Origin of the sequence: Pseudomonas sp. AK181, assembly GCF_051122975.1 — a bacterium.
GTDB lineage: Bacteria > Pseudomonadota > Gammaproteobacteria > Pseudomonadales > Pseudomonadaceae > Aquipseudomonas > Aquipseudomonas lactis.
In genome coordinates, this window is record NZ_CP146348.1 from 855,173 (window position 1) to 866,710 (window position 11,538).

11 protein-coding genes are annotated in these 11,538 nt (G+C 55.8%); 5 read left to right on the forward strand and 6 right to left on the reverse strand.

Features of this window, described 5'->3' with window-relative positions; genetic code table 11:
- Nucleotides 1-15: 15 nt before the first annotated feature.
- The 6 genes from V8689_RS04145 to V8689_RS04170 are packed head-to-tail and all read right to left on the reverse strand — an operon-like array spanning nt 16 to nt 7,585.
- Nucleotides 16-1,155, reverse strand: coding sequence for a type II secretion system F family protein (locus V8689_RS04145; protein WP_019818094.1), 1,140 nt, complete (start codon nt 1,153-1,155; stop codon nt 16-18).
- Nucleotides 1,145-2,704, reverse strand: coding sequence for a GspE/PulE family protein (locus V8689_RS04150; RefSeq protein ID WP_019818093.1), 1,560 nt, complete (start codon nt 2,702-2,704; stop codon nt 1,145-1,147). The genes V8689_RS04145 and V8689_RS04150 overlap by 11 nt, the downstream gene beginning before the upstream one ends.
- 12 nt (nt 2,705-2,716) lie before the next feature.
- Entirely contained in the window at nt 2,717-3,289 is a 573-nt protein-coding gene (pilP, locus tag V8689_RS04155; protein ID WP_057005134.1) for a type IV pilus biogenesis protein PilP, read from the reverse strand.
- A complete protein-coding gene (gene pilO2, locus V8689_RS04160; protein WP_024073376.1) occupies nt 3,279-4,610 on the reverse strand; it encodes a type 4b pilus protein PilO2 in 1,332 nt (443 codons plus the stop codon). The genes pilP and pilO2 overlap by 11 nt, the downstream gene beginning before the upstream one ends.
- Nucleotides 4,611-4,613: 3 nt before the next feature.
- Nucleotides 4,614-6,428 (reverse strand): PilN family type IVB pilus formation outer membrane protein, encoded by a 1,815-nt coding sequence (locus tag V8689_RS04165; RefSeq protein ID WP_019818091.1) that lies wholly within the window; start codon nt 6,426-6,428, stop codon nt 4,614-4,616.
- Entirely contained in the window at nt 6,428-7,585 is a 1,158-nt protein-coding gene (locus V8689_RS04170) for a TcpQ domain-containing protein (RefSeq protein WP_019818090.1), read from the reverse strand. Before V8689_RS04170 ends, V8689_RS04165 begins: the two co-directional genes overlap by 1 nt.
- 456 nt (nt 7,586-8,041) lie before the next feature.
- Here V8689_RS04170 and V8689_RS04175 point away from each other — a divergent pair, with 456 nt between their 5' ends.
- The 5 genes from V8689_RS04175 to V8689_RS04195 are packed head-to-tail and all read left to right on the forward strand — an operon-like array spanning nt 8,042 to nt 11,486.
- Nucleotides 8,042-8,392, forward strand: coding sequence for a metalloregulator ArsR/SmtB family transcription factor (locus V8689_RS04175; RefSeq protein WP_008437351.1), 351 nt, complete (start codon nt 8,042-8,044; stop codon nt 8,390-8,392).
- 22 nt (nt 8,393-8,414) lie between these two features.
- The gene (locus V8689_RS04180; RefSeq protein WP_434520683.1) at nt 8,415-9,704 is read left to right on the forward strand and encodes an arsenic transporter; all 1,290 of its coding nucleotides are present in this window, start codon (nt 8,415-8,417) and stop codon (nt 9,702-9,704) included.
- Nucleotides 9,705-9,713: 9 nt separating this feature from the next.
- Nucleotides 9,714-10,184, forward strand: coding sequence for an arsenate reductase ArsC (locus V8689_RS04185; RefSeq protein ID WP_008437349.1), 471 nt, complete (start codon nt 9,714-9,716; stop codon nt 10,182-10,184).
- A complete protein-coding gene (arsH, locus tag V8689_RS04190) occupies nt 10,184-10,918 on the forward strand; it encodes an arsenical resistance protein ArsH (RefSeq protein WP_008437348.1) in 735 nt (244 codons plus the stop codon). The genes V8689_RS04185 and arsH overlap by 1 nt, the downstream gene beginning before the upstream one ends.
- Before the next feature lie 19 nt (nt 10,919-10,937).
- A complete protein-coding gene (locus V8689_RS04195) occupies nt 10,938-11,486 on the forward strand; it encodes an arsinothricin resistance N-acetyltransferase ArsN1 family B (protein ID WP_008437347.1) in 549 nt (182 codons plus the stop codon).
- Nucleotides 11,487-11,538: the final 52 nt, after the last annotated feature.

The following is an 11,538-nucleotide window of genomic DNA, read 5'->3' on the forward strand; positions in this document are numbered from 1 at the left end:
TCATTTAGGTTTGATTTAAAGCGTTGCAGTCACATTGCCGGCCAACTGGAAGATCCCGACCACTACCAGAATCATCATGACCCCCATGGCCATGGAGGACATGCCGATAAGAGATTTGGCGATGGCTTCGACGCGCTGAAGCGTTTGCTCCAGCCACCGGTTGGAAAACCGTTCCATCGACTCAGCGAAGCCTTTGCGGGTGGCGAGCACTTCCAGAAAATGCATCGCCATGGGGTCTGGGAATTGATGACCCGCAAGCTTCAATGCGGTACCGAAGTTTTTGCCGGCGCTCACTCCGTAATGAATGGCGCTCAGGCGCTCTTTCAACCATGGAGAGGCATTGCGTTGAAGAGAGGTCAGCGCATCTAGTTGGTTGATGCCGGAGCGCAGCATCACAGCCATGTTGAGCAGAAAGATCGATCCGTGGAGCGCCTTGTAGACTGACCAAGGCGGGAGCCTCTCTGCTCGGACTCGCAGGACCTGGAGCAGCTTGTTCAACTGCAGCTTCCACGAAGGGCTGGCGGCCGTAATCTGAAGGCCGCAAAACACGGGTAGAGTGATGATCGATATGAGGATAAAGACGATTACAGCTATCAGCGTCACTAGCCCGTAGTGGGTCACGAAATTCGATAGGGCATAGAGGAAGGCCGGCACGCCGGTCCACGCCTCGGGGTTGGAGCGTCGTGTCATGGAGGGCACCATCCACACTGCAATCACATACAGCAACGCCGCCATGACGCTCCACACCATGGAGGGGAAAACGGTGGCGGACGCTACGAGTTTGCTGATCCGCTGACGTACTTCGATGATCCTCACGCAGTCCCGAAATGCCTGCACCAGGTTGCCGGTGTCTTCCCCGGAAGCGATCAAAGAGTTCTCGTCATAGGGAACCCAGCCTTCGCAGGAAATGCTCAGCGATTTCCCACCTTTTACCGATTGCGCGATATCCCTGCAGGCAAGGGACACTGGATGGAGCTTCTGCCCGTTATCGCTGAATGCTCTGGCCACCGTGTGCAGTGCGTCTTCAAGCGACACACCATCCTCAAGGATGCCCATCAGGCTCTCGTAGAACTGGATTCTTTCGTTTTTGCCAAACTGCTTGGCATAGAAGGTCTCTGCCCAACGATTCAGCATCGCTCTGACGTCACTCAGCATGAGCGAGCTCCAGGATTTGCCGGTCAAAGTCCAACGGCCCCACCGTCATTTCGGCGTGGCGGGGGTCTACTAATCCTTGTTTCAGTTTGATGATCGTGTGTGCGGTCTTGGTAATACCGCCCATTTCCTTGACCCAGTGGCGACGTGCCGCACTTGCACCCTGCCCATTGAAAACGCGCATGAATTCAAGGTCGGTGAGCAAAGTTTCCGCAACCACCGTGCGACCGGTGATGCCCAAGCCTTTGCAATGCGGGCATCCCGGTCCTTTGAGGTAGGTCTCATCAATCGCTTCCAAATCGCGCAAGTGCTGCACCAGCGCACTGTTGAGCTGCCCGAGATGCTCGCGTGCGGGGACGCGGCAGTGGGAACACAGCACGGGCAAGAGGGATTGATTGACCACGCTTGTCATCAGTGCAGGATCAGTAACCAGGTGTCGGTCTACACCCATGTCGATCAGTCGTTGAAGAGCTGCTACAGCGTTGTTGGTGTGCAGTGTCGTCAGCACCAGGTGACCAGTCATACCGCCGCGGAAAGCCGCTTGTGCTGATGCAAGGTCCCGGATCTCCCCATACATGAGAATGTCAGGGTCGAGTCGCATGGAATTGGTGATCCCGTCATTCCAGGTTTCACCGGCGCCCAGCGGTGACTGATTGGCGAGAAGTGGATATTCAGGTGGATCTTCCATCGTCAGAATGTGTTTTGTTCCACCGCACTCTTCGTGCAAGAGGTTCAGGTTTACCTGCAGCGACTTCGATTTGCCGGAACCGGTGGGTCCAGTGATCAGGTTCACCCCATAAGGCAAGCTGCGGATGCGGCTGAATGCATCAATTTGCTGCGTCAGGAAACCGAGATCACTAAGCGTCATTTTGGTTTTGTCGTCATACAGCAGACGCAAAACCATCAGAGGGCCATCTACGAGCGGCCGAGTGGCGACTCGGGCACCGAACAAACCGAGTTGGTCGACATAGGCGCGTTTTACCCTGGCGTCCTGGCTCACCTGCGGCTGGTAGTGGTCTTTCGCGACATCGCACATGCTGTTGTAGAGGGACGAGCAGAGCTCCATGCCCACCTGGCTCTGGTGCTGTTCTGCCTCCCACAAGAGCCCGTGGATGCGAAAGAAGATTCGAGTGATATCGTGACCTACGACAAAGTGGACGTCGCTGGCATTGCGCCGGTGGGCTTCTCCTAAAAGCTGCACCACCTGGGCCTGGCGCTTCGTCTCAGTCGCCGATAGTGCTTTACCATTTGCATCATCATTGGCGCGGTAGAGTGCCTTGATTGTGCTCATCGAGCAGACCTTGACCTCAAAGTGGTGATTTTCGTGTTCCAGCTGGTCCTCGAATGCCATGACATAGGCATCCGTTTGGTGTTGGGCTGACACATACAAAATCCCATCGCTGGTCAACGCACATAGTTGACGCAGCTCGGGTTTCAGCTCAAACGGTCCACCAGGGGCCGTCAGCAGTATTTGGTGCGACGTCAGTAGGACTGCAGCAGACTCATCACTGTCAGGCTCTATGACATCTGGTTTTTCAGTCAGGATCGTCATCGAACTTCTCAATCAACGTTGGCCAGGGATCAGCCCAGGCGGCATAGGTGCTGATGGGGTAATGCTGGGGGCTGAATTGTTAACGTTGCTCAAGCTGGCCGGGGGCGTACTGGAAAAGCCGAGGGGGTAGTGCTTACCGCCACGCTCGAGGGTCACGTTTTCGACGGAGAGGATGGCCATGCGATAGCCACCGGGTAACTCCCGAGATGAGGCATCTGCGTCTACTTCAAATCCGCTGCTGTAGAGCAGAGTCGCACGCAGCCGTTTTGCTGAGCCGAATACCGCTTTCACGACAGGCAAGTCAGACTGTGTATCACTGCTGTGCGCCGAGGCTGCAGCCGGCTGTGTGAGGTTTCCTTGAGAAAAAAACACAGTTGACGGCTGCGTCGTCGCACTTTGGTCTTCGCCCTTGATCGATCTTTCGGCCTTGGCCTTCTCGGCTTTGGCATTCAACAAGATCGTCTGGCTTTGAATCTGGGCCAGCTCGCCGACGTTCACCCCAGATAGGGTGTTCTCATCTGCCCAGCTCGATGGTGCCCCTAACGCAAGGATGGAGCACAAAAAGCACAGCGCTTTATTTCGCATATAGGTCACCTATTACTGACCAGACAAGGTGGCCGGTCTCATATTTGGTTGTGATTTCGCGCAGCCGTAAGCCCTGACTGGGTGCGCCGGATAATGAGTCCAGCGGCGTAATGCCAGTGGCATAGCTCAGCTCGAATTGCTTCCATTGAGGCGGTGGGGGCGGCGGTGGCGCAGGTTGGCCCGGTATCGCTGGTTGAATGGGCACAACGACCGGCACTTCTTTCAGCACTGGGGTTTGAGTGAAGCTGTGCAGCCAAGACGACAGGTTCGCCAACATCACGATGGCGTCTTTTAGAGGCTCATCACCGGCTGCGGGTAGAGAGATGTCGAATTTCAACGTGGCCGAGTTGCCCTCGTCAAAGAAGGCCGGCCGATCAGAAAAGTGGCCCTGCGTCGCCTGTATCAGTTTGTCGGCCGTGCTATTGCCCGAGCGCTTATAGGAGGACAAAACCTGTGCGCCGTCGCAGACGGCACTCGTGAACTGCCATCCCTGAATGGACAGAGGCAACTGATAAATGACGTTGCTGCAACCCTCCAGGAAATCTGCAACAGATGGACGTTTGGCCCAAGGGTGTTCAAGCGCTTGGGGCGTCTGTTCCATACCGGATTCTTTTTGCAGTCTGGCCAACTCTGCCAGGCGTTGCTGTTCAGCCTGGAAAGCCGCCTCTTTGGCTATCTGGTCCTGATGGTTCTGCCATTGAGCCCATCCGATGATGCCGGCAGCGATCAGCACGCCAAGAACCGCCAGCTGTACAAGTTCTGGTTTGGATAGCCCAAAGACGAGTGGCCGTAGCCGGTACTCGCGTTTTAGATGCGACGGCTGAAGCAGCTCTGCCACGTCCAGTGGTTGACCGCCCATATCGAACTCTGGGGGCAGGTACTCGTTGTCGAAGTTGATCCCACGACTGCGTTGTTGCGCGACTCGGCGGCGGACCTCAGCACCAGTGCCGATCATGTCGCAGCCAGAGATCACGCCACCTTGATACACAGCAACGAGGGCATATTGGTCAATCTCGCTTTCAGTTTTCCAGGCCGCGATCCATGAGTCCCCCAGCTGTCCAGCCAGGGTGGCCGCGAGCGAGTACATCCCTTTGATGACCTCCTCGCTGCGCGCTACAAAACCTGCCTGAATAATGGCTGGTGTTCTTCTAATGGCGACAATGTCGAGGTGGTGCTCACGACCGTACTGGCGCGCTTCCTTCATGTGCCCGGTGACACTACCCAGCGGATGCCAGCGCAGACCGGTGACAAATGATTTTCCACGATACTGGAGTACCTGGACTCGAGCAGAGCGTGCATTTTTTGAGGTTTCCGCAACCATGGCTTACCCCTTGGAACCTGTGCAATGCAGCAGTGGGGTAGGGCAAGAGCCCCAAGGCTCGTTGGCAGCAGGTGAAATCACCGCGCTGGGGCTGCCTGTGTCGCTATCAACAACAGGAGTAATCAGCACTACGAGTACGCTGTGCCCTGTGGTGCGGACACGGCTGCCGCCCAAACCGAAGAATCCAGGATCCCCTACGCCAGACTTGGTTGCGTTTTCGCTGTTCTCCTCAAAACCAGTCAGTACGAGGGTTTGACCGCTGCGCAATTTGACCTTGGGCGACAGATTCTTGGTGTCGTAATCCGCTGTCTGGACACTGGAGCCGTTGCTCGTAAAAGTGGTGAAGGTCGGTTTGCTACTCATGCTCAGGGTGATCATCAGCAACATGTTGTCCTGGTCGATGATTCGAGGGAGCAACATCATGTTGAAGCCGCTGGTGATAGTCGCGGGGGTGAGCGAAGTAGACGATCCAACGGAAGCCGTAGTGGTTGTCGAGCTTGATGCGACATAGCTCTTTACGTTGCCGATCTGGATGGGTGCCGGCTGCAGATTCAGCGTGGTGACCGACGGCGAGCGAACGTTCGAGATTCGGCCCTGTTCGGAAAGTGCTTTGATGATTAAGTTGGAGCCAGCCCAAGGAGACTTCGACGTGTCCAAAATACTCAACGAGCCCGACACCGCGCCCGTGCTTATGCCGGTGGTGGCATTCTTCAGCGAAAAGCCCCATTTGTTGCTCAAGGACGTATAGACAGCCGTCCAGTCCAGGCCGGTCTGGTCTGTGTCGGTGAGAGTTACCTCGAAAACTTTGACGTTGAACAACACCTGACGGGTGATACTGCTGTTGATCGAATTCAGGTATTTAGCAACGTTTGAGAGTACTTCTGGTCGATCACTTACCGTCAGGGTGCCAGTGGAACGCGAGAGGAACATCCGACCTTGGGGCTGTTGGCTCAGCATCGCCTTGACGTTTTTTTCAATGTCTCCGATCAGCGAGGTCTTGATGGTAACGGTGGTGCTCTGGTTGCTGCCTGATTCACCCGATGCACCTGTCGACGAAGATCCGCCGCCACCACCACCGGAACTGCTCCCGCTGCCTGTAGCGGTCAGCAAGCCCGACTTCACTGTGCTTTCAATGACCTGGTCATCACCAAATGCCCAGACGTCGAACGTCTTGGTGTCGAAGTAAGTGACATGCACGCTTCGATCATCGGAGGAATAATTCCACGCTAAGCCCAACTGGGAGGTCGCTTGATTCAACAACCCTGACAGCTTGCCGCTGTACTTAATGGGGAATGTGTTGGGTGCAGTCAGCCCAATCGAATTCATTGAGCGGGCGTTGCTCGGAACATTGCCGATGACGCCGGCGGGCATGAAGTTGGTCAGGTTGTCGGCAGAGCCCAAACCAGGTGGAACTGCAGGTCCTGAGTTGCCCTGCGTCGAACTGGAAAGGACACTTGGGTCGATTGCGTCAGGGGCTACGATGACCGGTACACCACATTCACTAGTGATGTACTGCGCGATCTCAGCGATCCCAACGTTATATGAGGGGCGATAGGTGATGTCGCAATCCATGGTCAGCGGTAAACCACGCTTGGCGACCAGCGGTTTTTTGGACACCCATGGTTTGTCGCTGAACACCACCGTAGCGCGCGCGGACTCTTGCTGCTGATTTCTCAGAAATCGGCTGTATTGAGAGGCTGTCGCAGCGTCATTTTCAGCTCGGCTGGCCGATTCATTCACACGCTGCAGCGAACAGGAACTCACCAGTGCGACGATAAGTGACAAGGCTGTGCTTTTGATCCAGAGACGAGCAGTCATCATTTGTTCCTCTCTGTAATAAAAATCAGCCGCTGTGAGGAGTTACTGTCGACCACATCGACCAGAAAGGACCGTGGAGCCGAGTCGTAGAGAGGGAAAATCGACCCAATGGCTTCTTGGAAACTGCCCTCAAATCGAAGTGGAGCGTCAATTGAGTAATCCAAATCATCGACCTGCCACATCAGTTTCCAGCCCGCTTTTTCAGCCCAGCCTTCGACGGTTTGACGAAGGGTTGAGCCAGTTGAAGCCGTCCATGTCTGGGCCAGCGGCTTCGGCGCTGCAATGTCCGTCGCAACCGGCTTTGGCGCTGCAGAAACTGCGGACGGCGCGGTGACCAGTTTCGGAGTTGAAGCGGCCTTGGCATCTGGGTTGCTGGACGAAGTCGAGGCCGGACTCTGAGTCGGCAAGGCAGACGTTTGTTTTGTAGAGCCATCCTTGGTAATCACCGTAGGAGGGGCCACGGTTTTGGCTGGTGCAGCGTTCGCCACAGGGGTAGCGGCTGATGCCGTTGTTGTGAAAGGCGCTGTTTGGGGAACGGCGGCGACTACTACTTGGCTGCCCGCATCATTGTTATTGCTCTTCGCTGCGATAGGCTGTGCAGCTGTCGATGTGTTGAGTTGAGCAATCTGAGTTGATGCAGGACGTGGAGAGTCCGGGAGCTGGTAGCCAGGGCGCAGGACGTAGCACACCTGACGGTTGACCTCGTCGACCTTCACCTGCCAGGCCGGACCTGCGAGCACCTGCAGGGTGTTACGCAGGGTCATAGGGCCAAGTTTATATTGGGCTGCTGGGAGTGGTCGGGTGTAAAGGATGTTGACGTGGCCAGAGTCTGCCGAGCAAAGCGTATAACCTGAACGGTCCACCACGTACTGCATGGCCTCATGCACATTTGGGTGCATGTTGGCTGGAATGCTGATGTCGATAATCTGAGCCATCAGGTCACGTTGGCCAGAATCTGGCAGCGTGCTGACGAGGGTGTAGCGGCCATAGCGCACTACTGGTTCTTTTTCAGGAACGGCGCCGCCAGGATAGAGGTCTGGCGTCAACATGTCCGGATTGCGACTGCTGTCGAAAGCGGGCTTGGGTGTCTGCGCCGTTTGGGTCGTGCAACTGGCGATTAACGCTAGAAGCGAGAGCGTGGTGACGTGCCTGATCATGTGCCGAGAGGCCCCCTGTAATGATAGGGGAACGGTGACAGGCTGGTACCAGCTGCGCAGTAGGAAATAGAAAACTACGTCTATAGGTATTTATAGGCTATACAAAGATGACGCGACCGAGGTGGAAAATTACCTAGTATCTGATCACCCATTTCCATTCACGCTGAGCATTCATTTGCATTCACGCTGACCACTCAATTGCATTCGACCTGACCAGCTATCCTGCCATTACGCCTAGAGTAATGAATCCAAAATCGCGTTCAGCGAACATCCATTCGAACATCAAATCTCCGTCCGCGTGCTGAGGCGATTGTTAATCCCTCCTGGTCGTTACCCTGTGGTCGACCGGTGAGCATTGATCCCCATCGTTAACTCCCGCCACAGGCATTTGTGCAAGCAGGCTGAACGTGGTTAAATCTGCATATTCGATTATCCACATATGCAGAGCGATTGCTTATGAGCCTTACACCACACACATTCTTCAAGTGCTTGGGTGATGAAACTCGCGCCCGGATCATGCTCATGCTTTCGGCTGAGGGTGAGTTGTGCGTGTGCGAGTTAATCTGGGCACTGGACGATAACCAGTCGAAGGTCTCCAGGCATCTTGCCCAACTGCGTGCTTGCGGGTTACTCGCAGATCGGAGGCAGGGTCAGTGGGTTTACTACCGGCTGCATCCCGAGCTTGAACAGTGGGCACTGGATGTTCTGAACGTCACTACGCAGGCACACCAGTCCTGGGTTAACGACCATCAAGGACGGCTGGCTTCCATGGAAGACAGACCCGTGCGCCAAGCCTCCTGCTGCTGACATCCTGATCTGGAACATACTCATGCTCATCGCAGCATCGATTTTCGTAGTTACGCTCGTCTTTGTTATCTGGCAACCCAAGGGGTTAGGTGTCGGCTGGAGCGCGGCAGCGGGTGCCGTTCTGGCACTACTGACTGGCGCCGTAAGTCTAGGGGATGTGCCGGTTGTGTGGCACATCGTCTGGAACGCTACCGCGACCTTCATTGCTGTGATCATCATCAGTTTGTTGCTCGATGAAGCGGGATTCTTCAAATGGGCGGCGCTTCATGTCGCTCGCTGGGGTCGGGGCAAAGGCGGACGTCTGTTTGCGCTGATGATCCTGCTCGGTGCAGCCGTTTCGGCACTGTTCGCCAATGATGGAGCCGCACTGATTCTGACCCCAATCGTCATCGCGATGCTGACGGCGCTTCGCTTCAGCCCGGCATCCACCTTGGCATTCGTGATGGCCGCAGGCTTCATCGCTGATACCGCCAGTCTGCCGATGGTGGTGTCCAACCTGGTGAACATCGTTTCGGCAGACTTTTTTGGCGTGGGTTTCGGTGAATACGCTTCTGTCATGTGGCCAGTGAACCTAGTGGCCGTGGCCGCGACACTGTTCATGCTCTGGATGTTCTATCGCAAGGACATTCCCGCCCAGTACGACGCGGATCAGCTTGAGGCCCCGGAGTCGGTGATTCGAGATCGGGCGACCTTCATTGCTGGCTGGTGGGTACTTGGCCTGCTGCTGGTTGGTCTGTTCGCACTGGAGCCGTTAGGTATCCCCATCAGCGCTGTTGCTGCTGCGTGTGCAATGATCCTGCTGGTCATCGCAGGTAAAGGCCAAATCATCTCCACGAGAAGGGTCATCAAGGACGCGCCCTGGCAAATTGTCGTGTTTTCGCTGGGCATGTATCTGGTGGTCTATGGCCTGCGTAATGCTGGCCTAACCAACTCGCTCTCGGGGCTGCTGAACATATTTGCCGAGCATGGCCTATGGGCCGCTACCTTGGGCACCGGTATCACCGCTGCGCTGTTGTCCTCGATCATGAACAACATGCCGAGTGTGCTTATCGGCGCTCTGTCCATTCAGGGCAGCGACGCTACAGGACTGGTACGTGAGGCCATGATCTACGCCAACGTCATCGGTTGCGATCTTGGCCCCAAGATCACGCCCATCGGAACCCTGGCCACGTTGCTGTGGCTGCATGTGCTAGCGCAGAAAAATATCCGCATCACCTGGGGTTACTACTTCAAAGTCGGCAGCATCCTCACCCTCCCTATCTTGCTGGTAACGCTGGTGGCACTGGCGTCGCGGCTGAGCATCCCTGTCTAGGAGAAACCCATGAAAGTGCTATTTATGTGTACGGCAAACAGCTGCCGGAGCGTTCTCTCGGAGGGGTTGTTCAACCACCTGGCCCCGAGCGGTTTTAACGCCGTCAGTTCGGGCAGCTTCCCAAGCGGACAACTGAATCCACGCGCCGTGAGTACGTTGCAAGCGCTTGGTATCGACACCACAGATCTCTACAGCAAAGGCTCAGAGGTGTTTTCGGACTCACCACCGGATGTGGTGATCACCGTGTGTGATAAGGCTGGAGGCGAACCCTGCCCGGTCTATTTCGGGCCTGCTGTCAAAAGCCACTGGGGCCTCGCCGACCCTTCCGATGTAGAAGGCACAGACAGCGACATCCAAGCCGCATTTGACGCGACCGTCGTCCAGATTAAAAAGCGTTTCGAGGCATTCTTCAGCTTGGATCATTCGGCGCTCACACCGCAGGAACTGAAGCGCGAGCTAGATCAAATAGGTGAACTGTAATGGACGAATTTTCCTCGGAAAGCAGCCTGGATCTACCTAATCTGGATCAGTCGCTAATCGACTTCGTCACACTGGATCGCCTGCAAGGCAACGAGCAACCGACTCACAAACCACGCATCTTGTTGCTGTATGGCTCAACCCGTGAGCGCTCTTTCAGCAGGCTGCTGACCCAAGAGGCCGCGCGCATCCTGACCCTAATGGGAGCCGAGACCGTCATCTTTGATCCCTCGGGTCTGCCTCTCCCTGATGACGCTCCGGAAGACCATCCAAAGGTTAAAGAGCTGCGGGATCTGGTTCTGTGGTCAGAGGGACAGGTGTGGTGTTCGCCAGAGCGTCACGGTGCAATGTCTGCTGTATTCAAAGCCCAAATAGACTGGATACCTCTCACGTTGGGCGCTGTCCGCCCCAGCCAGGGCAAGACGTTGGCCGTCATGCAGGTCTGCGGTGGATCACAGTCCTTCAACACGGTAAACCAGCTTAGGATCCTCGGGCGCTGGATGCGGATGATCACCATCCCAAACCAGTCGTCAGTACCCAAAGCCTTTCTGGAGTTCGACGACGCAGGGCGTATGAAGCCATCCGCCTACTACGACCGTGTTGTGGACGTGATGGAGGAACTGATGAAGTTCACGCTGATGGTTCGGGGCCGGGAAACGTATTTGGTAGACCGCTATTCGGAGCGCAAGGAAAGCGCCGAAGCACTCTCGAAACGAGTCAATCAAAGATCGATTTGAGCGACCAAGGGGATAGAGGATGAGCAACACCACAGTAAGGATTGCGCAGATTTCGGACGCTCAAGCCATCCAGGCAATTTACGCACCGATGGTTGAGCATACGGCGATTTCGTTTGAGCTTGAGCCGCCCACAGTCGAAGAGATGGCCAAGCGGATTGGGTCGACTTTGCCGACTTACCCGTATCTGGTAGCGGAGCGAGACGGCCAGCTCATCGGCTATGCATATGCCAGTCAGCACCGGGCTCGTGAGGCCTATCGCTGGTCGGTCGACGTCACCGTTTATATATCGCCAGAAGCGCACCGTAGCGGGGTCGGCCGGGCACTGTATGGCGTGTTGCTGCCGACATTGAAAAGGCAAGGGTTTCACGCAGCCTTTGCCGGGATCGCGCTGCCAAACGATGGCAGCGTGGGGCTGCATGAAGCACTAGGCTTCGCTCACATCGGTACGTATCCAGAAGTAGGATTCAAGCATGGCGCTTGGCATGATGTTGGATATTGGCGTATCGCGCTGGATTCAACGAGTCCGCCAAAACTGTCCGTGCCTTTCAGTGAGATCAGTCTCTTCTGAATGGGTCTCGACGGCCATTATGAGCGATGGGAAGATTCTAATACGTAACAAA